At 57.2% G+C, this 23,553-nt stretch carries 29 protein-coding genes and 1 pseudogene; 2 read left to right on the top strand and 28 right to left on the bottom strand.

The window, feature by feature from the left end; translation table 11 throughout:
- The 16 genes and pseudogenes from G7Y52_RS10095 to G7Y52_RS10185 all read right to left on the bottom strand — a co-directional run.
- On the bottom strand, positions 1 to 230 hold a 230-nt coding region (locus G7Y52_RS10095; protein WP_165065509.1), incomplete at its 3' end, for a helix-turn-helix domain-containing protein.
- 118 nt (positions 231 to 348) lie between these two features.
- A complete protein-coding gene (locus tag G7Y52_RS15320) occupies positions 349 to 780 on the bottom strand; it encodes an IS1 family transposase (RefSeq protein ID WP_165071418.1) in 432 nt (143 codons plus the stop codon).
- Between the two features lie 62 nt (positions 781 to 842).
- Positions 843 to 1,452, bottom strand: a pseudogene (locus G7Y52_RS15325) (IS5 family transposase); the annotation flags it as partial.
- A gap of 83 nt (positions 1,453 to 1,535) precedes the next feature.
- Complete coding sequence (locus tag G7Y52_RS10125) at positions 1,536 to 1,883, bottom strand: hypothetical protein (protein WP_206215260.1); 348 nt, start codon at positions 1,881 to 1,883, stop codon at positions 1,536 to 1,538.
- A gap of 2 nt (positions 1,884 to 1,885) precedes the next feature.
- Positions 1,886 to 5,431 carry a hypothetical protein gene (locus G7Y52_RS10130; protein ID WP_165071304.1) on the bottom strand — a complete coding sequence of 1,182 codons (3,546 nt, stop codon included), beginning with the start codon at positions 5,429 to 5,431 and terminating at the stop codon, positions 1,886 to 1,888.
- Positions 5,432 to 5,658: 227 nt separating this feature from the next.
- Positions 5,659 to 5,856, bottom strand: a complete 198-nt coding sequence (locus G7Y52_RS10135; RefSeq protein ID WP_165071308.1) for a hypothetical protein — start codon at positions 5,854 to 5,856, stop codon at positions 5,659 to 5,661.
- Positions 5,857 to 5,868: 12 nt separating this feature from the next.
- Positions 5,869 to 6,420, bottom strand: a complete 552-nt coding sequence (locus tag G7Y52_RS10140) for a hypothetical protein (RefSeq protein WP_165071311.1) — start codon at positions 6,418 to 6,420, stop codon at positions 5,869 to 5,871.
- A gap of 13 nt (positions 6,421 to 6,433) precedes the next feature.
- Positions 6,434 to 6,961: a hypothetical protein gene (locus G7Y52_RS10145; RefSeq protein WP_165071315.1), complete on the bottom strand. Its 528-nt coding sequence runs from the start codon at positions 6,959 to 6,961 to the stop codon at positions 6,434 to 6,436.
- Between the two features lie 14 nt (positions 6,962 to 6,975).
- A complete protein-coding gene (locus G7Y52_RS10150) occupies positions 6,976 to 7,557 on the bottom strand; it encodes a hypothetical protein (protein ID WP_165071318.1) in 582 nt (193 codons plus the stop codon).
- Between the two features lies 1 nt (position 7,558).
- Positions 7,559 to 8,326 carry a hypothetical protein gene (locus G7Y52_RS10155; RefSeq protein ID WP_165071321.1) on the bottom strand — a complete coding sequence of 256 codons (768 nt, stop codon included), beginning with the start codon at positions 8,324 to 8,326 and terminating at the stop codon, positions 7,559 to 7,561.
- Between the two features lie 99 nt (positions 8,327 to 8,425).
- Positions 8,426 to 9,517, bottom strand: coding sequence for a DUF2460 domain-containing protein (locus tag G7Y52_RS10160; RefSeq protein ID WP_165071324.1), 1,092 nt, complete (start codon positions 9,515 to 9,517; stop codon positions 8,426 to 8,428).
- Between the two features lie 178 nt (positions 9,518 to 9,695).
- Positions 9,696 to 9,998 (bottom strand): addiction module antidote protein, encoded by a 303-nt coding sequence (locus G7Y52_RS10165; protein ID WP_165071327.1) that lies wholly within the window; start codon positions 9,996 to 9,998, stop codon positions 9,696 to 9,698.
- A gap of 1 nt (position 9,999) precedes the next feature.
- Positions 10,000 to 10,314 carry a type II toxin-antitoxin system RelE/ParE family toxin gene (locus tag G7Y52_RS10170; protein WP_241159699.1) on the bottom strand — a complete coding sequence of 105 codons (315 nt, stop codon included), beginning with the start codon at positions 10,312 to 10,314 and terminating at the stop codon, positions 10,000 to 10,002.
- Positions 10,315 to 10,329: 15 nt separating this feature from the next.
- On the bottom strand, positions 10,330 to 11,160 hold the full coding sequence (locus G7Y52_RS10175) for a phage baseplate assembly protein V (RefSeq protein ID WP_165071333.1): 831 nt from the start codon (positions 11,158 to 11,160) through the stop codon (positions 10,330 to 10,332).
- A complete protein-coding gene (locus G7Y52_RS10180; protein WP_165071336.1) occupies positions 11,144 to 12,157 on the bottom strand; it encodes a hypothetical protein in 1,014 nt (337 codons plus the stop codon). The genes G7Y52_RS10175 and G7Y52_RS10180 overlap by 17 nt, the downstream gene beginning before the upstream one ends.
- Positions 12,158 to 12,170: 13 nt before the next feature.
- Complete coding sequence (locus tag G7Y52_RS10185) at positions 12,171 to 12,854, bottom strand: hypothetical protein (protein ID WP_165071339.1); 684 nt, start codon at positions 12,852 to 12,854, stop codon at positions 12,171 to 12,173.
- Positions 12,855 to 12,929: 75 nt separating this feature from the next.
- Between G7Y52_RS10185 and G7Y52_RS10190 the strand changes: the two genes are divergently transcribed.
- Together G7Y52_RS10190 and G7Y52_RS10195 are read left to right on the top strand one after the other, a co-directional pair.
- The gene (locus G7Y52_RS10190) at positions 12,930 to 13,970 is read left to right on the top strand and encodes a ParA family protein (protein ID WP_165071341.1); all 1,041 of its coding nucleotides are present in this window, start codon (positions 12,930 to 12,932) and stop codon (positions 13,968 to 13,970) included.
- Between the two features lie 361 nt (positions 13,971 to 14,331).
- Positions 14,332 to 15,234 carry a BRO family protein gene (locus tag G7Y52_RS10195; protein ID WP_165071343.1) on the top strand — a complete coding sequence of 301 codons (903 nt, stop codon included), beginning with the start codon at positions 14,332 to 14,334 and terminating at the stop codon, positions 15,232 to 15,234.
- Positions 15,235 to 15,308: 74 nt separating this feature from the next.
- Here the strand turns inward: G7Y52_RS10195 and G7Y52_RS10200 are convergent, their stop codons facing one another.
- The 12 genes from G7Y52_RS10200 to G7Y52_RS15330 all read right to left on the bottom strand — a co-directional run bounded on the left by G7Y52_RS10200 (position 15,309) and on the right by G7Y52_RS15330 (position 23,503).
- On the bottom strand, positions 15,309 to 15,899 hold the full coding sequence (locus G7Y52_RS10200; protein ID WP_165071346.1) for a hypothetical protein: 591 nt from the start codon (positions 15,897 to 15,899) through the stop codon (positions 15,309 to 15,311).
- Positions 15,896 to 17,017, bottom strand: coding sequence for a hypothetical protein (locus G7Y52_RS10205; protein ID WP_165071348.1), 1,122 nt, complete (start codon positions 17,015 to 17,017; stop codon positions 15,896 to 15,898). The genes G7Y52_RS10200 and G7Y52_RS10205 overlap by 4 nt, the downstream gene beginning before the upstream one ends.
- Positions 17,018 to 17,022: 5 nt before the next feature.
- Positions 17,023 to 17,346: a hypothetical protein gene (locus G7Y52_RS10210; protein WP_165071350.1), complete on the bottom strand. Its 324-nt coding sequence runs from the start codon at positions 17,344 to 17,346 to the stop codon at positions 17,023 to 17,025.
- Positions 17,339 to 17,548 carry a hypothetical protein gene (locus G7Y52_RS10215; RefSeq protein WP_206215261.1) on the bottom strand — a complete coding sequence of 70 codons (210 nt, stop codon included), beginning with the start codon at positions 17,546 to 17,548 and terminating at the stop codon, positions 17,339 to 17,341. The genes G7Y52_RS10210 and G7Y52_RS10215 overlap by 8 nt, the downstream gene beginning before the upstream one ends.
- 31 nt (positions 17,549 to 17,579) lie before the next feature.
- Positions 17,580 to 17,984 (bottom strand): hypothetical protein, encoded by a 405-nt coding sequence (locus tag G7Y52_RS10220; protein WP_165071355.1) that lies wholly within the window; start codon positions 17,982 to 17,984, stop codon positions 17,580 to 17,582.
- Positions 17,985 to 17,989: 5 nt separating this feature from the next.
- Complete coding sequence (locus G7Y52_RS10225; RefSeq protein ID WP_165071357.1) at positions 17,990 to 19,501, bottom strand: protein PacB; 1,512 nt, start codon at positions 19,499 to 19,501, stop codon at positions 17,990 to 17,992.
- Positions 19,482 to 20,303: a terminase small subunit gene (locus G7Y52_RS10230; RefSeq protein ID WP_277424307.1), complete on the bottom strand. Its 822-nt coding sequence runs from the start codon at positions 20,301 to 20,303 to the stop codon at positions 19,482 to 19,484. The genes G7Y52_RS10225 and G7Y52_RS10230 overlap by 20 nt, the downstream gene beginning before the upstream one ends.
- A 432-nt stretch (positions 20,304 to 20,735) precedes the next feature.
- Positions 20,736 to 21,089 (bottom strand): hypothetical protein, encoded by a 354-nt coding sequence (locus G7Y52_RS10235; protein WP_165071362.1) that lies wholly within the window; start codon positions 21,087 to 21,089, stop codon positions 20,736 to 20,738.
- Complete coding sequence (locus G7Y52_RS10240) at positions 21,086 to 21,487, bottom strand: hypothetical protein (protein ID WP_165071364.1); 402 nt, start codon at positions 21,485 to 21,487, stop codon at positions 21,086 to 21,088. The genes G7Y52_RS10235 and G7Y52_RS10240 overlap by 4 nt, the downstream gene beginning before the upstream one ends.
- Positions 21,477 to 22,040, bottom strand: a complete 564-nt coding sequence (locus G7Y52_RS10245; protein WP_165071367.1) for a hypothetical protein — start codon at positions 22,038 to 22,040, stop codon at positions 21,477 to 21,479. Before G7Y52_RS10245 ends, G7Y52_RS10240 begins: the two co-directional genes overlap by 11 nt.
- A complete protein-coding gene (locus G7Y52_RS10250) occupies positions 22,040 to 22,672 on the bottom strand; it encodes a glycosyl hydrolase 108 family protein (protein WP_165071369.1) in 633 nt (210 codons plus the stop codon). Before G7Y52_RS10250 ends, G7Y52_RS10245 begins: the two co-directional genes overlap by 1 nt.
- A gap of 282 nt (positions 22,673 to 22,954) precedes the next feature.
- The gene (locus tag G7Y52_RS15330; RefSeq protein WP_241159701.1) at positions 22,955 to 23,503 is read right to left on the bottom strand and encodes a hypothetical protein; all 549 of its coding nucleotides are present in this window, start codon (positions 23,501 to 23,503) and stop codon (positions 22,955 to 22,957) included.
- Positions 23,504 to 23,553 lie beyond the last annotated feature (50 nt).

Raw genomic sequence — 23,553 nt, forward strand, 5'->3', positions numbered from 1 at the left:
TTTTTATCAAGAAGGGCTTGCAATTCCCGAATCTCCTCGCATGAGAAACAACTTGGGCGATGGCCATTGGGTTTGGCTGATAATCGTTGGTTTTCACGGTAAGCTCTGACCCAATTGCAGATGCTAGCCGGGGTATAACCTAAAATATCTGCCAATTGCCTGGCTGTTGCTTTTCCATCAAGATACGCATGAACAGCCTTGGTTCGGATTTCTTCAGATGCAAATTTCATCTCTGCAATCTAAACGATTTTTAAATAAAATAAAAGTCAAATTGCTCTATCTCCAGAGGATAAACCTTCCACTTGTCCGTACAGTAAAACCAGACTTTCCACTTTTTCAATCGCTCCATCAATCTGTGGAGGGTAGCCTGATCACGCCCTCCACATTCCCGGTCGATGAGTTGACCGGTATCACGACAATAGGCTTTCCAGATCCAAAGTTTGTTTTTTTTGACTTTAGAAAATGCCACATTTCATCAAGCTCAACAATGATGGCCTCACCAGGCTCAGGCTTTTCATAAACACGTTCCGCAAAATTTCGTACCCAACGTAAAACAGCGGGGGGTGAAACATGAAAAATTCGGGCAATGGCAGACAGGGACAGACCCATGGTATAAAGCGTGACAGCAAGGGCTTTTTCACTTGCCGGGCGGCCCCGTGGAGTGGTGCGAGTAAATTGAAATCCACAATTCTTGCAGCGATACCGTTGTTTTCCCAGAATCTTTCCGCTTCGATATACCGTGCTGGCATGGCACTTGGGGCAGTCGGGCTTTGCTTCCATGTGTTTCCCCTTTTGGAGGGATATAACATATTTACATCATATTGTTAATACTCTCAAAGCTCTTTATCATAGGGAATCGGTTTTTTGCGACTCTGTCTGCCCGGAATACACGGAGTGATTCCTTTGTCGAGCAAGGCATTGCGAAACCAGTCGGCATCATAGCCCCGATCCGCCAGGAGTTCCCTGGATTGGGGCAGAGAGTCGAGCAAGGCGGCGGCACCCATGTAATCGCTCACCTGACCGCCGGTCAGATGGAACGCTATCGGCTGGCCGAGGCATTGCAAACGGCATGAAGTTTTGCGTTCAGCCCCGCTTTTGTTCGTCCGATACAGCGGGAAAGAGCCCTTTTTTGAGCAAGCTCGCCGCCGTTCTGTGCGCTTTGAGATGGGTGGCATCAATCATCAATCGTGTTGTGGAGCCATTTTGCTCAACGAGTTCAGCAAAAATTTTGTTGAATATTCCCAATCGGCTCCACCGGATAAAGCGGTTATAAAGAGTTTTCTATGGCCCATACTCACGTGGGGCATCTTTCCATCGCAGTCCGTTCTTGATGACGTAGACGATCCCGCTGACGACACGCGTGTCGTCCACTCTGGGAACCCCGTGAGAAAGAGGGAAGTAGGGTTTGATACGCGCCATCTGCTCGGGGGAAAGATAAAACAGCGTACTCATAACTTACCTCGTGCGCTATGAGTACACTGATACAAGCCCGTTGGCAATTAGCGAGTCCTGAGCCTAAGTATCATTGCCTACCTCTACAGGTGGATTTCTTCTGCCTGGAATCCGAATTGATGGAGTATTTCAATACGGCAAAGGTCAATATCCATCACTACCACATTCACGCCTTTCAGGATGATGCCTTCCACGTCAATGGGCAGCTTCCGGGCGATTGCCATTTCCATGAGCACGTCCAAGTCCCCGCCCTTGCTGAGAGGATCGTGCTTGAATGGTGTGAGGTTATGGCCCCAGGCCGGGTGGTGTGCCATTGTTCCTTCGGGAGTATCTAACCACTCCCTGATGCGCTCTCCCATGGCTTCGCTGTCGGAAAATCGCTCCACATCATCGCCGGGGGAAGATTTGAGCATCCGTTGAGCTTCGATCATGGTCAGGCCCTGTCGTGTGCGAGTGCCAGGCAGTGCGGGTCATCGTAGTCCATCGGGATATTCGGCGAACCCGCGTCTGCGGTGCTTCGTTCCTTATCCGTTGCGTTTTGCCTGGTTACGTCCACAAGCTGCGTGAGCAGCGCTACAACCTGCGAAAAATCAATTTGTTGTGGCGCGGCGGAAGGTTCGGGTTGAATGGGTTCCGGATCTGGATACCGTTGCGACGCCTGCGGCTGCGCTTCCTGCACCGCTACGGTCTGCACCTCCGGCGGCGCGGCGACGGCAGGGGAGGCAGAGGCCACAAGCGCCTTTTCCTCTGGAACCGCTTCCCGTGTTTTTGCGCCTGTTCGGTTCGCGTCTGCAACGATTGTTTCTGTCGAGGGCTGGAATTGGCTAGCATCGGCCAACTTTGTAACGTCAGCGCCGTAAAGTTTTGCGCCGCGTTTATTCCATTTTGCGTACCATTCCTCATAGTCCGTGATTTTGACGCCTTGTCTACTGCTGGATTCCGAAACCATCATTCGCCCGGTCTCGGCATCTCTGTAAGTCTGGACGATATGGTCTATGCCCTCAAACCGGCCCCTGTCCCAGCCCTTCTCTCCCGTATCCATACCGATCATCATGCCCTCGCGCACCTTATCTGGCGCAAGGGCATCATTGGATAGAAGCTCGCCTGTGGCCTGGCTTACGGTCTGGATCAGGCCCGCCGCGCCACCGTTGGCACCTTGGCGCAAGACGGCCTTTGCTTCCTTCCCGTAAATGGGCTTTCCGCTTTCGGCGTTCACCGCCTCCATCATGTTTCGGGTGTTTTCCGCAACCCAGCCGGAGCAATCAATGGCACCAGAAGAAGAGTTCTTGCTGCTAAAGCTGTACTTCACACCGCGGTCGATGGCGTCTTGCGTGCCTTGCTGCAAAGCCTGGGAAGTCGCCTCTACGGCTGCTTCCGGGGCCTTGACAAAGGCTTTCGTCACCGCGGCTGCTCCAGGTGTCTTTGGAATGCCTTTCGCCACCGCTTCCCCGGTGCCAGTGGCGGGGTCGATCTTGATTTCCCCCCGCTCGAACCTGTCCTGCACCGCAAGAAGGCGCTGCCTTTCAGTGTTCCCGTGCCGGTTCGCCACGCCTGCGCGCACGTTTGCGGACGAGCTTCCGAAATTTCGGTTTACGTCACGCACCTTGATGTCCTGCACCCCCATGAGCAGGTCTCTGTCCGTGGCAGTGGGGTTTCTCTGGAGGACTTCGGATGCGGCGGAAAGATAGCGCCCGGAGTTTGGCCCGTACTGGACGGCGGTGGAAAGCACCTGTTCCTGAAGCGCAGGGTTCGCTTCGATCCGCTTTGCGAGTTCCGGGTTCTCGCGGCGAATCTTCGCCATCATCGGGTCATAGTAGCCCTTCTTCTGATAGGCCTTGTCAAACTGCTCAAGACGGCCCTCTTTCTCTTGTGAGAGTTCGCGCCATTTTTGCGCGAACTGGCCGTTCCTGTTTGTGGCGTCCCCCGCGAGCGGCGCGAGCTGGGCGTGGATGTCCTCGTAGCCGTTTTCCTTTGCCCATTTGAGGGCGGCGTTGATACTGCCTGCCTGCGAAGCAAGCTGGCTGCGGCCATAGGACACCCCGCCATGATCCCCCTTGCCGGAAGAAATCATGGCAGTGCCTTTGCCCCCCGTTTCCGACATGGCAACGACATCGCCCAGGCCGGAATAGGAAGCGGCAGAAGCAACCTTTGCGCCTGTGCCGGTGCGTCGCCCGGTAGAGGATGAGCCAGACGAGGAGCGGCCCTCATCACCGCCGAACAGACGCGAGAAGAAACCGCCCGCTGTGGCAAGGATGCCGGGCTGTTCCTTCTTCTTGATGGCTTCATCTGTCGTGTCTGTCAGGTCGGATATGGCTCCGGTGAGCTCAGCAAAATGGCCTGCGGGCTCCTTTTCGCTGGATTCGCCAGAGGAGAAAAGAGAGGGCACTCCGGCCCACGCATCGGCCACGGTCGAGCCGATGGAGTCACCAACGTCAAACAGACCCTTGGCAATATCGGCAGTGGAGATTTCAAAGCCCAGCAGCCCGGCGGCCCCGGTGAGCAATCCGCCCATGTCCAGAATGTTTGCCGCCGATGCGCTTACCCTTTGCCCCGTGGAAGCCTCCTGGCCTTCCTCAAGGCCAAAAGCCTCACGGTGCATTGCAGCGTCATTCCAGCCGGACACGCCATCATAGAGGGCCATACTCGCGGCCAGAACTTGCCCGGCAATGGGAATTGCCTTCGCTACGCCAAGGGCCCCTTTCGCCCCAAGGCCAAGAGCTTTCCCGGCACCGCCCGCAACTTTGCCTGCTCCGGGTGCTGAAATGGCCGCTGTGCCTGCATCAAGGGCTGTACTGACTGGATCGCCAGAGAGCGCAGCGGCGCCCCCAAAGAGCGTTGCGCCAGCGCCAGCAAGGAGGCCGAACCTCCCCCGGCGTCCAGGAGTCCGCCCCGGCTTTGTGCCCCCTGCTTTACGCGCACCGCGCCTGCGGCCCATTCTGTCAACCAGGCCACCTTCCCCGAAGATGCCGCCCCCGGTAGTACGCGAGCCGTCTTTGATAGCCTCCAGCAGTTCATCATGGCGCTTTTTGCCCTCTCGCGCCTCTTGCGCGGCCAGGGCAAAGGATTTTTCAGCTACTTTGGCCTCTTTTCCTGCGCCCTTGATGAACCGGCCCTGCTTGTCCCGGTTTCCACGCTTCGGCGCGTCAACCTTTCCCCCGGCCCACGTCACCACCTTGGCCCGTGCGGTCTGTGCGGCCTGATCCACACGTTCCCTGGCTGCGGTGATGCCTGTTTTTTGCGCGATGGTCTTTTTCAGGATGCCCGCAAGACTGTCATCCGCCCCATCTTTTTCCGGGATAGCCTCTTTCAGTTCCTTGAATGCCGACCAGAGCGGGCCGCCTGCGGCCAGCCCTGCCGCATTTTGTATGTCAGACTTGTCGGTGGAAGCAACGGAACCATCCCATGACGCGAGATTTTGTTTCAATGCTCCCAGGATGCCCTTGGATTGCTTCTGGGCAATCGCTTCTTCTCGTTTTTGTGCGAGGGCTTCCTGGCTTTTTGTTGGTACGCTGGATGTGGCACTGGCGTCTTTCTGCTTTGATGCCACACTTTTTGGGGCCGCGCTTTCATGGCCCCCGCCTTGTGATTTCCGGGATTGCCTTTCGTCAGCGGTGGGAACTTTGGCCTTATCGGGCCGTCTCTTGTCGGCGCCCCCCGTGGTCTTCGTCTGGTGGAGGGCGGTAGTGTGCAGGATGCCGGGGGCAGGTTGTTTCTCGGCGCGGACGCTTTGAGAAGACACCCCCTTTTCGTGTGCGCGGCCCCTGCTGCCGGGGGCATTATTCCTGGGAGTGGCCTCGGCCTCTTGGCGGGGGGGCGTCCCCATTGCCGCCGGTGTCAGGCTGCGGGCAAGCCCTGTGCGAGTGTTCTCCTCGATCTGTTCGAGGAGTTCCTCAATGTGGGCCCAGAATTGTTCATCCTGGGATTTCTCTTTTTCTTCTTCCGGGCTGTTTTGGAAGGGCAGCCTGATTTCTTCGCTCATGGTTATCTCCGGCCCTTCCTGCCGTGCATTTTCACGTTCTTTATGGCCTTGTGACGCCGTATCGCGCTTTCATGGAGCGCGAGAACCCGGCGAGCAGGGCAAGCAAGCAAGCTGCCGAGGCTTTGGCCGTCATTCAGGCACAGATTGCCCAGGATCGTATCCCAGGCCTGCTGGCTATACCCGCGGAATGTAGTCGAAAGCCCGAAAGGGAAAGTGGAGCCGGACGCTCACACCCTCCTTGTGACGCCGCCATAGTTTTCCTCGTCCGTTGTGATTTCGAGCGGGTTATAGGCAATATCCTTGACGTACAGGTCAAAGTCTGTGGGTTCCCCCTCGATTTCGAGCCGAAAGAGCCAGTCCTTTTGAAAATCGGTGGCTACCAGCTTTTTTGAGAGCATCCGCAGCCGGTTGAAATCTTCTGCCACTCCGTCCCCCCCCTAACAGATGACCAGACTTGCTGGCAGAATAGCGCGGCACTCTTCCATCTGTTGTTCAAGCTCGGTCAGTCGCGCCCGCATCTCTTGCAAGGATGGAAGATCGGGAATCGGCCCCCCCATGCCATGATAGGAGTCACGGGTGCGCGAGGTGTTCGGGATGTCGATGAGCGCCTCCAGATAGTCACCCACGAGGCCGACACAGCCATAGGGAAGCGGGCGGTCAGGGGGCCAGTCCCGTAGCCGGGCCAGCCAATAAAGCGTCAGGGCCCCGGAGTCGGCTTCCGGGTAAAAGAGGAGCTTCCCTGCCGCCTCATCCACCTGCACGGGGACGTGGCGGTGCATTTCATCGTGGCATCCGGCTACGGTGAGATAGAGTTCGGGGAAATCCGCTTCTTTCGTGCCTGCCTCGAACCTGGATTGCAGTATGACGCCCGCCTTGTCCTGATATTTGCCAAGCGCCTGGCGCAAAAGACGCTGTAGTGCCGTATCATCGTTATGATACAGCACTACGAAACGTCCCTTTACTTCTTCGAGCAGTTCAAGAGAGGTCATTGCAGCCCCTCATTTACAGGGAAAGGGTGCCGTCCTTGTCGTCATCAAGCCAGCTTATCCAGTTGGCGTGAATCGTGCCAGCCGGGCGCACAAGCGATGCGCCGTCTTCTACGGAGAGGTCCGCGCCCTCCAGTTCCAGCCAGGAGTCTTCGAGGACGACTGTGGTGTTCTTGTTGGAGGTGGGGAAGGATTCTCCGGCAAGAGCGATCCTGACGGTGAGGTACTTCTTGTTCCTGACCCAGTCGCGCACCGCCTTGTAGGCCTCGCCCGAAATCACCTCCTTGAAGGAGACGGGCACATCCTGCGCGTTCTTGTAGCGGCCCTGCTGGTTGAACTGGACGCCATGCGGCCCGTAGGACTCGATATTTTCGCGCATGAGCGCCGGAAGCTGCGTGGACTGACAGAGGTAGCGCAAGTTCGGGTAGCCCTCGATGGTCAGGATGAACTCATCGGAGGCCACACCTTCGCCCAGACCGAGCAGCTTGCGGTATCCGGCCCGAATTTTGGGGATGTTTCCCGCCACATCCGAGATGTTTGCCATGCCATTTTCCTCTTTTACGCTTGCTGGCCGTAGCCTTTTCGCAGCATGTCCTTGCTGATCATGGTCAGTGTGGATAGCTGGATATTCAGAGTCGCCCGGACAAATCTGCCCTGGGAATCAATTTCCTTGTCGAAGGGTTGCGAAATGGAGTCGATCACCATGTCCGTGAAGATATGGCGTGTGCCGATGTTCACGCATACCCGGTCGGGGATTCGCCCTCCCGCTGGCTGCATGTCATTCACGTCAGGCGCGGCCATGAACTCAAGCGCCCGGATGGGTTGCATGACCTCGCTTTCCGGGTCCTCAAGGGCATAGAGCTTGAGTTCAATATTGAAGGTCGTTGGCCGGTTCCCCTCCCACGTCTGCCGGGAGTTCAGGGTCGTTACGGATGTTATGTCCGTTGCGGCCTGCACCAGGCCCCCGGCGAGGGGGATTTGGTTGCCGATGCTTTCTCCCTCAAATGGCGATGTCCAGTTCGCAGTCAGTTCTTTTGAAGTGCCGGGGCCCCAGACGCCGACAACCGTGGCCTCGCTCCCCTGTATCCAGCATTTGCGGTGCCGGGTGATGCGTGTGTCACGGTTGCCGATGCCTTCCATGTCACAGACCTACATGCCGCGCCGGGCGCGGAGACGCATGGATTTTTTGCGATGAAGCCGGGCCGCCGCCGTATTGGCCTTGCGCCGGGCCTTGCGAAGTCCGGCCTTCTGCGCGGCGGAAAGGCGCACCCTGCCGGAAATGCGCTTGTTGATTTGCACTACCTTGCCGTCCCGGACGACCTTTTGCTTGCGATAGGTGGCCTCCAGAATCATGTGGCGACCTTCGGGATCGTCGGATGCGTTCGTCATCGCCAACGATGACGCTTTCATTGTGCTGGTGCGCGTCCTTTTCCACGGGGCCGGAGTATTCCATCCAGTCCCCCGTGCCGGTCGCGGGCGGCGTGGTCGAGGCGGTCACATTCGCCGCAGCGATGAAGCTCTGGCCATCGCAGGAAACGACATCGCAGGGCGCATAGCCCGTTTGGGAATCCCATTCGCCGCGATCCCTGGACAGGATGAAGCCGAGGGACGGGTAGCGGTATCCCTTCTGGTTGACCACGCGCACGGCCTGCACCCAGTTGCACTCCTTGGCGGCTTCGGAGAGTTGCCGCAGGCCTTCCATGCCGTAAGCCTTCTTGGGCAACGGCGGTCCGAAGATGTCTTCCTGACTTGTGCCCACGCCGAAGATTTCATGCACAGTGAAGGGGCGCCCCTTGCTGGCAACGATAACACACCCTCCAACGCTCACCGGGCCGCCGCCCGTCTTGCAGGTATTGTCAATGGGCTGGAGGACGGTGATTTCCGCCGCGTTGGTGATTACGCCTTTCATGCTTATTCCCCGCCCTGGCCTTCGAGGTACCTGGCGTAGGCCATTTCAATGGCGTTGGCCTCGCTCTTGGCGGAGCGCACCTTGATGCCCTGGAGGCCTTCAACGGCCACCGTCCTCCAACCGGCCTCGCCCGCCGTCGCCTTGGCGTGGGTCTTGAAGTCTTCCGTGCTCATTTTGATGCCGCCCGCTCCGGCCCCCCCGCCGGAGTCCCCACAACGCTTGCAGGGTGACGCTGCCCGTGATGGCCGATTCGTGCGGAACGAGCACACGGGATTCCATCTGATGGTCGATCTTGGGGATGAGCTTGTAGTCCTTCTCAATGTCCACATCGTAGCCGATGTGGATTTCGATGCCTGCCGCCGGAGCGGCGCTGAAGTCAACCGTGACCTGGCCGCTCGCGTAGTCCACAGTTCCGCTGATGTTGATGGTCGCCCCGGCAAGGGCGAACACGCCGAGGATGTGGCCGTTATTGTCATCATAAGCCACAATGTTGCGGTCGTGGAGGATTTTCACCGAGCCGGGCTTGATGGGCATCAGTTTGCCGCGGTCCGTGGCGCTGTCGAAGACGAACTGCTTTTTGGTCGCATCGCCAAGGTACGGCGCGGACATCTGATCCATGACGGCATATCGGCCATTGTAGCGGAAGTCGATGCGGTCTCCGGCCTGAAGGTCGCCGAAGGTGCTCCCTGCCACGCGATGGACGCGGAACATCTCGGAACGGTTGAACTGGCCCGGAATCAGGGTCGTCATCTGGGCGGTGACGGACTGCAAGAGAACCGGCAGGATGAGGGACACCATGCGGTCGCGCATCATGATGCCCTCGGTCGTGCTCATGTCGGCGGATTCAAAGACGCCGGGCAGGCCGTTGCCCGTCTTGCCGACAATCATGGCGTTTTCAATGGCCTGATGGGCGCTTGCCAGAATCTCATCGTTGGGGAGGCGTCCATACCGCTGACAGAACGCCTGAAGCGCCCTGCTGTGCGCGCCGAGAATCATGGGCGCGTTTTCGCCGGTGCTTTCATACACAGAATTGGACACCGCCCCTTTCAGGCGTTCGGCCCTGGCTTTGCTGTCCGAGATGAACTTGCCGCTGTCGTCAAGGATGGGATCAAGCAGGGCGGAGCGCATCTGGTGCGCGCGCGTCACGATGTTGGTAACTTGCTGCTTGTACCCGTCAAGGTTTTTGCTCATTGCTGCACTCCGTTGTCAGGTTGATTTGCTCGCCTCGCAGCGGAGGCTTCCCAAGTCTGGCAACAGGGGGGCAGCAGGTACACAACTTTTTATGCAGATGTGGCACATATAGCAAAAAAAGAAAAACCCCGCTCCAAAAGGGGCGGGGTATGGATGCACAACAGGAAGCGGTTTGAATTTAGGCCGTTTCTGCCCTTGCCGGAAGCAGTCGCATCTTCACATTCAGGGCCGCAAGGATTTTGGCGATGGTTTCGTAGCGTGGTTTTGAGCCGGGGCGGAGAGCCTTGTACAGACTTTCACGCCCAAGGCCGGAATCCTGAGCCAGTTTTGCCATGCCGCGGGCTTTAGCCACATTGGCAATGGCAATCAGGAGCATATCGGGGTCCGGGTCTTCAGCCGCCACAGTGAGGTATTCAGCAATCATTTCCTCACTGTCCAGATAATCAGCCGTTTCAAACGGTTTAAATTTGTTCATGTCCATGCTATTCCTCCATCATAGAACGCGCAATGGCAATGTCTCTTGTTTGGGATGACTTATCACCGCCAATCAAGAGAAAAATAATAGTATCGTCTTTATGTGTAAAATAAACTCTATATCCTGGGCCATAATGGATTCGCAGTTCAAATAATCCCTTTCCCAAAGACTTATAGTCCCCAAGCGAACCTTTTTGAATATTGTCCATCCGATTGAGGATACGGGAGCGAGCCGACAGGTCTTTTAACCCTGTCAGCCAACTATCAAATTTTTCGGATCGAACGATTGTGAACATGGAAAAATTGTAATCAATCGGATACAAAAGTCAAGATAATAATCAGTGCGAGTGGTGGTTTGTATTTCCGCCCCCATCAATGACTTGGCCGCTTACATTGGCATCGCCGCCGATATTCACATCCTTGTCAAAGCTGGCAGGCCCGGAGAAGGCAAGGCCACCGGGGCCGGTCATCGTGCCTTCCCTGGCTGCTGAAAGGTTCAGGCTTTCGGCGGCGCTTCCGAGCGTCATATTCCCCTGCGACTGCACTTTCCCGGCCCCCTTGGATTCCATATTCATGCCGCCGCCGACACGCAAATTATAATTCCCCTTCACGTCCACGAGGTAGTTTCCCTGGACGCTGTGAAAGCAGTCCTTTTCGCAGTGAATGACCACCACACCGTCCGGGGTGATCTCCGCCGCTGTTCCGCTGGCAAGGTTGGTTATCCGGGCTGCGCCGGGCTTTGTGATCTGGACGAGAACGCCGTTCTGCTGAAAGACGATGTCTTCATGGTACACGGGGGCGTCTGGCGTGGGTTCATCCGGGGTGCGCTTGTGGGCAAACTGTCCCGGCCCGGCCCATGCTTCCGGGGCCATGTTCGGCTTTCCTTCCGGGGCGAAGTGTACGCCCCCGGTGATGCGCGGCCGCCGGGTATCCCCGCCGAAGGGAAAATCCACCCACACATAGTCACCGACTTTGACGGGTACCAGGCCACCGTCAGCGGGCCGCACCCCAAGGGGGAGCCGATAGGTTGCCCAAGGCAGATCGGCCACCGGCACATCGTCAAAAATATCAAAGACGCGAACCTGCACACGCATCATGCGCTTCGGGTCGTCAACGCTCACGACTTCGGACACATACTCGCCGCTGTAGATTTTAGGCTGTTGGCTCAAAGGGAACCGCCCCCTTTACGCGGCAATAATACTTTTGGGCCGAATAGTAGTGCGCCACAGAGCTTATCACCACCTTGTCCGGCAGGGACTCGTCCAACGGCCTGTCCGGGGTTGCCCTGTGCCACCACAGCTTGAGAACCATCCCCGGCGTGAGAAAGCCGTTCCCGTGCGTCTGGAAGTCGATAGCGATGCGGGAAGCCGTGGGGCGGTTCCCCAGGGTTTGCATGTTTTGCGAGGCGTTGAGGATCGGGGCGTATTTTGCCGCCTTGGAAAGCACCGGCCCGGCGGAAGGCGCTTTGACGCGCCCCGTTATGTCATTCCAGCCGGAAAAGCCCCGCACGGCCTGCTCCTGAATCCTTGATTGCTGGCTTGGGCGGGTAAAGCTGATGAGCTGGAAGTCCGCGCCAGGCTTCCCGTAGTGGTATTCAAATGCCGGTTCTTCGGCGAAAAGGGCGCTCAATGTCTTGATGTGCCATTCCTTGCGCCCGAACCAGATATGGCCCCCCTGCTCGCCCGCGATTTGGCGCAGCATGGCGCTCATGCGCTCCCCTGCGATGCAGTGGTAATCTTCCACTACCGGGAATTTTCCGGCGTCAATCTTGAAGCCCGATGATACCGCGCCGATGATCTCTGACACCCCCCGTTGCCGGAAAATGCGGGTTTTGTCTGCCAATGTTTTGAGCTTGTACACGGGGGAAGCCATAAGGTTGAACTTGAGATACCTGTCGGCGGACGGGTCAACCATGACAGTGAAGGCTTGTTTGACGTTCATGCCGTCCAGGCTCCAGTCATCCGACAGGTGGGCTTCGATTTCATCATGCTCCCGGATTTGAAGCTCGTCCTTCAGGTAGCGGTTTGGATCATCCCAACTCATAATGAGCTTGGGGCCGTCCAGGTCGAGGGTTTCAATGTAGTTCGACTCGCGCAGAAAGCCGATGTCAAACTCCTGCCCGGTGCGGACATGCACAAATTTCCTGAACAGGTTGTCGTCTGCCATGAGCCGCGCCCCTTCACATGAGCCGCACTTGACCGAGCGCGGTTATCTCGTCCATCGGCTTCACCTCGCGCCCGTAGAGGACTTGGGTATTGACTTCCACAAGGGTGCGGGCCGCCCACAAGCGGCCTTCTCCCTGCTCCGAAGGGCTGGCATTGTCCGCCTGGATTTCACGGGGGACGGAAATTGAGGCCGGAATCTGTATCGGCTCTGTGCCCAGCAGGTAAGGCACCATGAAGCGGCTGTACCGCCGCCCCCGGTGCGCCACATAGGCGAACCATGCCAAGGCGATCTTTTCCAGCGTGGGCTTGTCCCAGGCGCACCAGAGCAGGGAATATGAGAGGGTGACGGGGATGGAACTCAAGCGCATGGCCCGATCCGTGCCATCCATGTACCGCTCCACGTCAAGCACGACAGGCTTTTGGTTCTGGTCGCCCACAATGCCCGGCGCACGGTAATACGCCACCACCGGGAGGTCAGGAAGACGCTTCTTGCCGGGGTTATGCTGGGCAATCCGCCGTATGAGTGAAGGCGGGTCTTCGTTTTCGGCCCTGAAAATCTTTTCTTTTGCCGGGCGGTCGAGGAAGCGCCGGAAGGCCTGCGGCTTGTCGTCTTGCAAGCCTTCATACGCGCCGACGATGATACCGCCAACGGCAAAATCAACGCCCTGGAGGTCACTGACTGCGTTCGGTTCGGCCATAAAAATATGCTCCATAAACTCTTGGCTAGTTCCGCGAAAAATGCTAAAAATTGCGGAACTAATAAGGAGGAACCCATGCCAAACAGCTTATATAGACTTGTCGACCGCCAATACGATATTGCACAGGGTGTGGCCCAACCACTCCCACTGCCCCGCTACGATACCTATTCCATCTGCAATTTACGAGGTGGAATTGGAAAGACATCACTGGCATTTAATCTCACCTACCTTGCAGATTCAGTTTTAGCAGTTGACACTTGCCCACAGTGTAATTTAACTTGGTTTTTTGACAACAATTATTTGCAAAACGCCTCCGTTACAGTTTACGATATGTTATTGCCAAATTTTGTTCCCGGGTTAGGCTCTCCATCTCACATAGCAAAAAGTATTTCTGCAACTAATGTGAAGTTCAACAATAGGAATGCTTACTACCTTCCGTCCGATGGAAGATTATATATACTTCCTTCTCAAATTGCTACTTCGATAGTACAGGCGCAGAGTGTTTCTGGACAGAAGCAAATTCAAATTATTGATAATATTTTATTTGCGCTAAAAAATAATATTACACGGGAGATGCAAGAGACACAGACTACCCGGTGCATAATTGACACCTCTCCTTTTTTTTCAGGTGCGACACATTTATCATGGCACGCGAGCGATGCGCTTATCATCCCAGTACGGACGGATCAGCAATCAGTAAATGCCTTATCCTTACTTCTTAAAACACTTTCTGATCCAGCCAGTGAGTTTAGAAAGATAATGCCATCTAATGGTCACACTCCTAAAATCCAGATGATTGTCTTGACACATTGCGGATGGTCCACTGTCCACGGTGCACGAAACAGACCAGATCAACAGACAAAAATTTATATTGAAAAAGTTTTTGATATAATCCGCCAAAATATTACACAATTTACAACGAGTGATCCTACAAATCATCTTTTGCTGCTTGATGATTTTTTTGGTACCGGAAGGATTTCTTCTGCCAAAGCCACACCTATTCCTCTGCTTCATCCAGGGGAAAGCATGACCATAGATCGCGTCAGGGCAGAGGTAAACCAATCTGTAGAGAAAATTCAAAATCAGTTGAAATATATTCATGCCAGCATTTGGTAATACTCTTGTATTATTGGGGGGAGAAATGGTTCCCTGAATATCCATCACCGTTCTCCAACGTGACCATTGGCCGGGATCGCAGGTGCTCTCCCGGCTTTTTTTCTTGACATTTCCCCCGTTTTATGGCGTCGTTCCCTCAACGGAGTCCGTAAACTCCATCAGCGAAGGTTGCCAGCGCCTCAAGCATGGCTCTTTTTGTGTCTGTCAAGATGTTCTCTTGGCATTTTTCGGCATATAATGATGTCTACATCAGGCTGGGAGTGGGGTAGCGGCAACGCCCCCGACCGTTCGCTGACGGTTTACGGCTCCCAGCCTTGTCTATTTTGGACAGGGCAAACGTAAGCATCAGCGAGGTTTCATCATGGAAATGGCCCTGACCTTCAACGACGTCACCCTTTCCCCTGTCACCCACCAGAACCGCCTTTGGATTCGGGCTGTCGAGCTTGCCCGCGCCTTGGGTTTCAAGCGTGAGGACCAGGCTGCAAAAATTTACCGCGCACACGCTGACGAATTCACTCCTGATATGGCGCAACTGGTTGAAATCATCGACAACGCCGATTCGGCGTTCCCGGTGAAAAGCCTCCTTTTCTCTCTGCGCGGCTGCCACCTGCTGGCGATGTTCGCGCGGACGCCGGTTGCCAAGGCTTTTCGCCGCTGGGTATTGGACGTGCTGGACAAGCTGGCGGAGGAAGAACGCGCCAAGGCTGCACCCGCCCCCACCTCCGAGCCTTCCCCCATCTCCAAGCGCACGGACCCGGAGCGCAAGGCCCTGACGGCCATTATCAACACATGGGTAGGCATGGCCCCCATCCACTACGCCAACGCCCGCGCGCAAGTGAACGCGCACTTCGGCGTGGCCTCCGTGGACGCCCTGACCGTGGCGCAGGTCAAAGAGGCCATCCAGTGGGTACAGTCCAAGATTGACGCGCTTCCGCCCGCGCGGGAACAGGCCGCCTTGCCGCCGGTCCCCAAGAAAGACAAGTTTGAAGCCTACATCGAGCAGGTCGAGGCGCTTCGCGCAAGGACGGACGCTGAAATCCGCCGCCTGCTTGGCGAAGGATTGAACCTTGTGGATGTTTACAAATTCGGCCCGGAGGGCATCAGAGGCTTTTCCAGTATCTTCCATAACTGGCTCCATGAAGTAGCCGTCTCGCCAAGTCCCCTTGTGGCCTCTTACTGGAGCATGGAGCGGGCGATAGAATATTCCCCCCTCCACCTCATCAGGGAGCTTGAGAAGATTCTGCCCGACCTGCGGTGCAGGTAGAGGAGTTTCCGAACACTTCCTTTCGGCACCCGAAAGGTCAGCCCCGCTTCGGCGGGGCTTTTTCATGCTTATCTTCACAGTATCCCCACGGCATCCGCTTGCGGCGCATCCTTTGATTCTTCGCCGGTGTCAGGCTTGCCAACTTCGGGCTCTGCTTCCTGGGTGGGAAGCGGCGGCACTTCTCCCAGGGCAGGCAGCGGCGCGCAAACATAAACCGTACCGGCCCCGGCCACCCGGCCAATGGCCTTGGCGCTCAATACATAGACTGTGCGTGTCTCCGGCTCCTCGGCATCCGGCGTGGCGTATTCTCGCCACTGGATGAGGGAAAAGTCATTCACGGGCATGGAGAGGAGGATATTCATCGGCTCATTCACGCCCAAAAAGCTGTTCGCAACTTCGCCCGCCAAAACCTCGAAGCCGAGGCCTTCTTCCGGCACGATCATAGCCCGGCCAAGCACCGGCTCTCCGAACTTCTGCGCCCGTTCTGCGGCGTCAATGCTCCCTGCCGGGTCTTCCGAGACGGCCACAGTCTCCTCTTGGCCGGGGATGGCCGGGAAGATGAGGCAGTCAAAGGCCTTGGGATCATGCGCGAGCATGGTCTTGAGGTCTTGGGCAAGGATTTTGGCCGGAGTGCGAAAGTCTCTGGGGTTGAGCTGGTCGATCATGCGATACCTTCCTTCTCCATCATGCCCTTGAGTTCGGATACCGGCAGGGAATACTTCTTCGCCAGGTTCTCAAGTCCCGTCTTCATGTCAAAGCCCGGCAGGTTGAATTTGACGGCCACGGTGAGGTTGTGGAGGCTCTGAACGATCTCTTTCCGCTGCGCGTCTGTCAGCCGGACTTTCGGAACCTTCTGTCCCTTTCGTGGCTTGAGCTTTTTTTGCAACTCCTGGACGCCTTTTTGCTTCTTTGCGTCCTCGATGAACTCCTGTGCCTCGCGGAGAAATTTGCGGTGCGCCTGTCTCGCCTCGGCGGGATTTCGGGCCACGCCGCGCGCAAGGGAAACGCGCCGGAGTTCGTCAGCCTTGAGGAAGCGCGAGCGCACGGTGTCCGCAAAGCCGGTTGTGGCCGATTGCCGCTCAATTTCTTTTGCCAGCACCGCATGGACGGTGTTGCTTTTGAGAACCCGAAGCACCTTGAGGACGTGCTTGCAGCAGCAGCCCTTGAGGCCGGGATTTCGTATCTTCGGGAAGTCCTGCTCTTTGGGCGGGTTCACGTCAAAGCCGCCGATTGAGGTCAGGTAGCGATACCAGAATTGGTGCCGCCCGCATGAGCAGTCAAAAGAGATGCGCCCCGTGGCGGCGGTTCTCGCCGATACCAGGGGGAGGGCCGTTGAATGAAGGGCCACGTCCCAGTCTTCGAGGCGCACGCGCACCTGATAATGCGCCTTGATATTCCCTGAAACGCTGAAATAGAGCAGGTTTTTGTTGATCTTGTAGAGCATGGCGGAGCGCACATTGCGGCTCCGCTGGATGTCGGCAGGATCGGATGTTTTTTCCAGTTGAATAAGGGGAACACCGCGCACTTCGCGCCGGAAATTCTTTTGCGCGCGCTCATTGGCGGCCACAAAGCGCTTGAGGTCATCTATGGTGTACTCAACCGCATGGCCCTGGCGTCCGTATGCCAGCACAATGCCGGTTCCGGCTCTGACATGCTGCCGGAGCAGGGCGGGGGTGAGGAGCCCTACCGCGTCTTCGCGCAACTCGCGGGCCTCGCGGCGATCCGCGTTGGCCTCCTTTTCAAGCGCCCGTAACTGGTTGAGGATGTCCTTCTTGTCGGCCATTTCGCCTACCTGCCAATGCGCTCAAACTCTTGGTAGTGCTTGATGCGTTCCCGTATCCAGGCCGTGGAAGGGAGAATAATGCGGATGCCGGAAGCAAGCCTTTCCCTGGGGTCATCAAGTGCGGCCGCAATCAGGACAACCCATTTCAGCGTATCCAGCCCATAGACCTTGTAGGCAATGAGTTCCGGCATCAGCGTGTCCGCAGGCTGAATTTCATACTCTGTCCAGTCCGCGCCCGGTTTCTCGGATTGGGCTTGCCGGATTTCCCGGTACAACTTCACGCGCACAAGCGGGTCGTCAATGTTCAGCGGTGAAAGGCGGTCATTCATGGTCGCCCCGCAATTCTCTTGCTCGGTCGGCGTCCCGCTGGAAGGTGATCGCCTGCCAGGGCGCGAAGGGCGACGGCGGAGTGGGATGCTGTTTTGACACGGCGGCAAGCATGGTATCAATCCAGCGTGCGGACAGCGGTTCTTCAAGCATGGCGGCGGCCACGCATAACAGCATGGCCTTGTGGCCGCCGTGAAATGCCATCCAGTTCGGGAAATATACGATGCGCCCCTTTTCATCGTGCTTGATGTCGATAAGGGCGCCTTCCCCCCCCTGCCCGCATGTTATAACGCTCAACCGATGTATCCAGGATCAGGTTGCCGGAGTTTTTGAGCGAGAACCACCAGTCAAAGGACCGCTGGAGCAGAGTGCGCCCGTCTTCCACGTCATCAAAGCATACGGAAGTCGCGTGGGGGGAAAATTTCCCGGAGCGATCTTCCACGGCAATGGCGAACCCTGCGGCGGCTTTGGATTCGATGTCGGCAAGCATTTTGTCCCGCCATTTGGAGGGGGCCCCTTGAACGGGCAGACAGTGGGTAATGGCAAGGCGATTTCCCTCAAAGAGAATTGCCGAGGCCATGTGTCTGTTTTCGCTGTCCAGGGACAGTGCGAAAATCTTTTTCTTTTCGATGTCGTCCATTGCATCTAGCCCTTGGTGTCTTCACCTGCCCACAGCAAGGCAATCTTACGCGCCCTTTGCAAGAGGCGCGTGTCTTCATCCACGATGGCGGTATCCTGATCTGCGGGGATATAGTCCACCAGGAACGCGAAACAGCAGGTGTCCGAGATGTCCGGACTCTTGATGCCCTGGGCCTTCATCTGGTCTTTCGGAAGCATCTGATAGCGCCCGCGTTCATCAATCTTGTACGGGAGGCGGGAGGCCTGCTCGACAAACTTCTTGAGGTCGGGCCCCTTGAATCGCTCGTCAAAGATCGCTTCCCGCAGTTTACAGTGCGCGTATGCCCGCAGGTTGAAATATCGCCGCTGGTCTGCCGCCGCATGGCATGGCAGGCCCCAATGGATGCGGGAGATCGGGATGCCCATTTCTTCCAGTTCAAGGACGACTGTTCTCCCGGCTCCGTCAGCGTCAACGGCTATCGTGAGCGCCGGAAGCTCATGGTATTTCGCCGCGATTCGCCGGGCGAACTGCTTTTCATCCAGATCAAGGTATTCATCGCAGGAGACCACCTCCACCATCCGCTGCGGGCCGTGTCCCGAAACGCGGCAAATGGTCATCACGGACGAGTCCCGGTGAACGCCCTCGGCCACGTCCGCCAGAAGTACCCAGCCCCAGGCTTCGGCGTGGATGATTTTGTTTGATACGCACTGGACGCACCAGCTTCGGGGGATCAGGTAGCCTGATAGATTGTCCGGGAGATTGCCCAGAACCCGAATCTGGTACTCCGGGGAATGGTGGCCGCCGTATTCAATCAGCTTGTCCCTGATGAACTGGTGTGAAACGAGCGGGGAAAGCTCGGAGTTCATGGTGATGGCCGTATAAATGCCTGGGCCGCCGCCTTCTTTGACCGCGAGTTTGGTCATGGCTTCGGCAAAATGCCCCGTGGCCCTGGTTGGCTGCGAGGTCATAACATATCGGTTGCGCTCATTGGTCAGGGCGCCTTTCAGAACATCGTGGATCACGTCATCCACGCCAGAGGCCTCGTCCACCACCACGAGATAATTTATGTTGTGCTGCCCGGCGAGGTTTTCGGGCTTGGCCTTGCTCGCAGTCTTTGGCATCACATACCATGAGTCCTTGTGCAGTACCGAGAAATAGCGGCGCGTCTCTTTCACAAAGTAGCCTGCCTGCCAAGGGTACATGGCCTCCACGTCCGCTATCACGTCATCGAGGTATTTCCAGACGACCGAGCGCGCCTGTTCAATGTTGGTCGCGGTCAACATGGCATTGGAGAAGTGAAAGACGCGAAGATGCCAGTCCAGAATCCATGCGAGCATTGCGCTTTTGCCCGTGCCATGGCCGGAAGAAACGGCCACGCGGCACCCCGGCTTGCTCACTGCTTCGAGGAACTCCATCTGTTGCCAGGTCGGCTGGTAGCGGGAATTGTCCAGCACATACGCCACCAGGTTGTCATAGTAGCGATTCTGGAACTGGACATACCGAGGGTCCCGCAGGATTTCACGAATCTTTTTCGCCATCTTTGACGCTCTCCGGCTGGAACGATCCGCCGCCCATTTCTTCCTTCATCTGGCGCACCTGCTCCGCGCGCTCCGGTACAAAACCCGTCCGCTCACGTTCTGCGGCTTCCATTCTTTCCTTGGCGCGCTGCGCCATTTCTTCCGGCGAAATTGTCGCGTAGGCCCCGTTGTCATCGGACGGCGGCTCCGGCTCTGCCTTGGCAAGCAGCAGTCGCAGGGATTCAGGCAGGGGGTAGCCCTCGGCCTCCAGGGTGAGTGCTGCCTCAGTGGGGTCAATCTTCTTTTCGCGCACATCGGTCAGGATTTGTCGGGTAAAGTCGTTCTGGCGCGTCTGGCGCTGCCGATGGCGCTCGAACATGCCCAGGTGCCGTGCAAGCTTGTCGAGTGCTGAAATCTTGTCATGCAGCACGATCTTGAAGTTCTTGTTTTCGCCTTCAGTGAGTTCTTTTATCAGGGCAATCTTTTCTGACGGAATTTCCTCCATGTCCCGGAGCTTCACCCCATCCCTGCCAAAGTGCAGATAGTCCCCGATGTTCGACTGGGCGATTTCAGCGAGCTTGAGCAGTACAAAGTCTTGAGTGATGTGCAGACGCGCCACGCGGGCTGAAATGCCCCTGTCAATCGCCTCCTGGATGTGAGGTTTGGAGAGAAGTTCGCTTGCGGTGCAGCGCGGATTTTTGGTCTGGTATCCGGCGGCGCGGACTGCTTCAGCGCCGTTCATGCTGACGAGGTAGCTCTCCACGAACAGCTTTTGCCTTCCCGTGAGCGGCGCAGGCTTACGGGGCTTAGGCGTTTTCTTCACCCGGATTCTCCACGGGACGCGAGGAAGCTGCCTCCATCTCAAGAGTTATTCTGTTGGCGAAGGTCAATATTTTTTTGGTATCCACGCGCATTTCCATCGTCTCATGGATTTTTCCGCAAGTGAGACACGCCCGCACACGGGTTATATGGCGGCTGAAGGAACTCGTGTTGCGAACGCATGTGGTAGCGTGCCCGCAATATGGACACTCGTATCCTTCTTCTCTCATTTATTTTCTTCCTTCCGCTGCCGCTGTAATAGTTCCGATTTTTGCCTGGTACACTGTTTTAGCTGGAACTCCAAAAGGTGGATACGCTCCCTCAAGGAGTCATTCTCGCACGAGAGGCAAAGCCCTGTTTTGGAGCTTACAAGCAGCCGCCTTTGGCAAGATTTGCACTTATCAATTACGCCCCTTGGTGCCGCCATAACGCCCTCCTATTGCACCATCCGCGGATAAAGAAAGGCCAGCAGGATCGCCGCGCCCGCGAGCATCGTAGCGACTGGCAAAAGACGAGTGCCGGGCGAGGTGAAGCCGCAGCGCCCCCGGCGCAGTTTGGCAGGCACAAGGCCGAGCCTGCTGAAAAATCCCCACTCCCAGCAGGCGCACCCTTCGCCAAGACAGCGTGAGGGATACGATTGCTGCCCCTGATCCTGGGAGCCGGGGGCGTAGAGTATGACCCGGTTGAAGGCCCCGCATTTCAGGACATCAAGCTGCGGCCTGTCGGAGCCATGCTGGACGGAAATACGCCCCATTGGGCACCAGACCTCCCCGGCCGTTATTTCTTTCACTTGGCCTCCTCGGCGCGCTCGCGGCGGGTCTCTGTGGAATGGAGAATGGATTTTATGTCGCGCTTCATCTCGGAGAAGTCCTCGCGCAGCCCGCTCAAGGTAGTTTCAAGGCGCACCAGTCGCCGTTCATGGTCTTCAAGGCGCATGAAGGCCTGTGCGTTGGCGCCCTTCATTCCCTTGGAGTCTTCCTTGATTGTGGCTTCATGCTTCGCCACGGCGGTTTCAAGAGCGGAAATCCGCAAAACCAACTCCACTGTGAGCTTGTTCGTGGCAATCGCTGCACTGCCAATGCCTACGACAATGGCGACAATAACCCCTATGGCAGCCCCTATGAGAATAGTCTTGATAGGGCTTTCCCTGACATCCATCGCGTCATTGCGCCGGGCTTCACTGCTCACCGCTTCCCAACCTCCGACTTGCCAAGCCCGTTGGGCGTGGCGTGGTAAAGCAGGCCTCGCGGTTCTGGTCGCTCCGGGATGTGCCGTACCAGAAGGACAGAATCATCACGGCCATGGTGTCCACAGTCCCCATGACTCGGCCCACGAGTTCGCCGCTGATGCCATCGGCGAACCCGCAAAAAAGCAGGGTTCCTTCCAGGCCGAAGGCCACCACGAACAGGAAGATCGAAAGCCAGAAAAGCCGCGTCCTGTCACCGCCGTCCACGGACGCCTGCCGGGCGCTCACGCGGTCGGCCACTTCGGCCTCGATCTGGGCGGTTTTCCATTTCAGGATGTCGGCCCGGTGCTGGACTTCCAATTCTTTGAGCCGAACCATCACCTGCGGGTCGCGCTTGATTTCCTGCATGACGGCGGCGGGGTCGTCATCGCAGCCGAGGCATGAGGCGATCAGAGAGGCCGCGCCCCCCGCTGCTGCGCCGATGGGGCCACCGAGGATGGTTCCGAGGATGGGGGCCGCTTTGGAAATCGCGTTGCCAACGTCCTTCCATTCCATCACGCCACCCCCTGCGCTTCTGCACCACGCGCCAGGCTTTGCACGGTATCGGCAATGAGCTTCCGGCAATCGGCGGTGCGGTTGAGCCAGCCCTTGAGGAAGACTGCGGACTTCGGCTTGGCCTTCGCCAGCCTGCGATACCAGTCCTCGCGCCGGTCGAGGTAGGCGTACACGAGGTCGGCTTCCCGGCCCATGCTGGCGAGGTTGTTGCTGTACGAGCGGGTGAGGGGGCCAACATTGGCCGCCAGCTTCCTGATGGCGTAGGGGCAAAGCACGTTGATGCCTTCCTGCAAGACGATGGCGGCGCGCCCGGCCCCGGCATTGACCGCGAGGTCGTAGAAGGCCATTGCCACCAGCGGGGGCAGTTGCGGCGCACGGGGAAGCTCCCAGAAGTGCTTGCGGAAGATTTGCCTGGCGGTCGCCCTGGTGATGGCGAGAACATCATCCCGGTCGATGTCACAGTCACCGTCAATGTCGCCTTCCACGAGGCCCAGCCCCTTGAGAAACATCAGGCTGACGCCGTACATGGTGACGCCGCCGGGATCGCTGGGGTGATCGAAATAGCCTCCCTCCCACTTGGCAACATGGGCATGGGCGAGTTCAAAGGCCTTCTCATGGCAAAGCACGGTCATGCTCTCCTCCCTGGGCTGATTGTCGTCCTTTGCCAAGCAATCGCGGATGATTCCACAGGCCGCAAGAAATTACCTTGCAGATATAATATATTTAGATTCTCCGAGCTTTTTTTGCTCTTTCCTGCCGTGGAGGCGGAAAAACGATGTATGGGTTTGTATGGCCCCATATTTCCCTCTAGGCGGTTGTCCGCGCCACTATGGCGGGAATTTTTGCCGCCAGATGTACAAGTACCCGAAAATGGCACTGCGACGCCAGAAAACCCGCATTTGCACGGTAGGTTTTCATGCTTCCTGCTCCGCCTTCTCAATCCCGCAGGGGTAAAACCGTTCAAATTCCCATGCCCCGGTGTCCTTGTTTCGCTGGACGGCCACAAAGCCAAAGCAGGGAAACTCCTGGGCGGCTATCTTGATCTTGGCCCTGGCATCGTCGCGCCAAAATCCCTTGGTCTCGTGAAATTCTGCCGATCCATCCGCGCGCACCACGAAGAAGTCAGGCAGGTACGTTGTTTTCCGCGCCAGTGTGAGGCGGACGCGCTCAAACATCCAAAACAGGATTTTCCCGGAGGAGAGCAGCCCCTCCAGATATTGCGCGTATGCGGCTTCCAAGCCGTTTGGAATGCCCTCGGTATGGTACGTCTGCCCTTTTGCTGGCACCCTGCATGATGCCCGCTTCCCGGCAGATGGTTCCTGGTTCCCGGTGAACTTGATTGCCCTTTCGGCGAGCATCGCTGGTGTGACCTTCGTCAGATCAAGGCCTCGGAGTGCTTTCGCAGGGATTACCAAGGTACCAGTCGCTTTGGGGTTCCTGTCAGTTTTTTCGGCGTTTCCCATTACTCCTCCAATGCCTTCTCTGGCTTCGCACCGACTCCGAGCCTGCGGCT

The sequence above is a fragment of the Desulfovibrio sp. ZJ200 genome (assembly GCF_011039095.1).
Classification (GTDB): domain Bacteria; phylum Desulfobacterota; class Desulfovibrionia; order Desulfovibrionales; family Desulfovibrionaceae; genus Desulfovibrio.

Excerpts from the sequence above, each read along its gene's own strand:
- G7Y52_RS15320 (WP_165071418.1), bottom strand. The coding sequence starts at position 780 with ATGGAAGCAAAGCCCGACTGCCCCAAGTGCCATGCCAGCACGGTATAT.
- G7Y52_RS10125 (WP_206215260.1), bottom strand. The coding sequence starts at position 1,883 with ATGATCGAAGCTCAACGGATGCTCAAATCTTCCCCCGGCGATGATGTG.
- G7Y52_RS10130 (WP_165071304.1), bottom strand. The coding sequence starts at position 5,431 with ATGAGCGAAGAAATCAGGCTGCCCTTCCAAAACAGCCCGGAAGAAGAA.
- G7Y52_RS10140 (WP_165071311.1), bottom strand. The coding sequence starts at position 6,420 with ATGACCTCTCTTGAACTGCTCGAAGAAGTAAAGGGACGTTTCGTAGTG.
- G7Y52_RS10145 (WP_165071315.1), bottom strand. The coding sequence starts at position 6,961 with ATGGCAAACATCTCGGATGTGGCGGGAAACATCCCCAAAATTCGGGCC.
- G7Y52_RS10150 (WP_165071318.1), bottom strand. The coding sequence starts at position 7,557 with ATGGAAGGCATCGGCAACCGTGACACACGCATCACCCGGCACCGCAAA.
- G7Y52_RS10155 (WP_165071321.1), bottom strand. The coding sequence starts at position 8,326 with ATGAAAGGCGTAATCACCAACGCGGCGGAAATCACCGTCCTCCAGCCC.
- G7Y52_RS10160 (WP_165071324.1), bottom strand. The coding sequence starts at position 9,517 with ATGAGCAAAAACCTTGACGGGTACAAGCAGCAAGTTACCAACATCGTG.
- G7Y52_RS10165 (WP_165071327.1), bottom strand. The coding sequence starts at position 9,998 with ATGGACATGAACAAATTTAAACCGTTTGAAACGGCTGATTATCTGGAC.
- G7Y52_RS10180 (WP_165071336.1), bottom strand. The coding sequence starts at position 12,157 with ATGGCAGACGACAACCTGTTCAGGAAATTTGTGCATGTCCGCACCGGG.
- G7Y52_RS10185 (WP_165071339.1), bottom strand. The coding sequence starts at position 12,854 with ATGGCCGAACCGAACGCAGTCAGTGACCTCCAGGGCGTTGATTTTGCC.
- G7Y52_RS10190 (WP_165071341.1), top strand. The coding sequence starts at position 12,930 with ATGCCAAACAGCTTATATAGACTTGTCGACCGCCAATACGATATTGCA.
- G7Y52_RS10195 (WP_165071343.1), top strand. The coding sequence starts at position 14,332 with ATGGAAATGGCCCTGACCTTCAACGACGTCACCCTTTCCCCTGTCACC.
- G7Y52_RS10200 (WP_165071346.1), bottom strand. The coding sequence starts at position 15,899 with ATGATCGACCAGCTCAACCCCAGAGACTTTCGCACTCCGGCCAAAATC.
- G7Y52_RS10205 (WP_165071348.1), bottom strand. The coding sequence starts at position 17,017 with ATGGCCGACAAGAAGGACATCCTCAACCAGTTACGGGCGCTTGAAAAG.
- G7Y52_RS10210 (WP_165071350.1), bottom strand. The coding sequence starts at position 17,346 with ATGAATGACCGCCTTTCACCGCTGAACATTGACGACCCGCTTGTGCGC.
- G7Y52_RS10215 (WP_206215261.1), bottom strand. The coding sequence starts at position 17,548 with ATGGCATTTCACGGCGGCCACAAGGCCATGCTGTTATGCGTGGCCGCC.
- G7Y52_RS10220 (WP_165071355.1), bottom strand. The coding sequence starts at position 17,984 with ATGGACGACATCGAAAAGAAAAAGATTTTCGCACTGTCCCTGGACAGC.
- G7Y52_RS10225 (WP_165071357.1), bottom strand. The coding sequence starts at position 19,501 with ATGGCGAAAAAGATTCGTGAAATCCTGCGGGACCCTCGGTATGTCCAG.
- G7Y52_RS10245 (WP_165071367.1), bottom strand. The coding sequence starts at position 22,040 with ATGGAATGGAAGGACGTTGGCAACGCGATTTCCAAAGCGGCCCCCATC.
- G7Y52_RS10250 (WP_165071369.1), bottom strand. The coding sequence starts at position 22,672 with ATGACCGTGCTTTGCCATGAGAAGGCCTTTGAACTCGCCCATGCCCAT.
- G7Y52_RS15330 (WP_241159701.1), bottom strand. The coding sequence starts at position 23,503 with ATGGGAAACGCCGAAAAAACTGACAGGAACCCCAAAGCGACTGGTACC.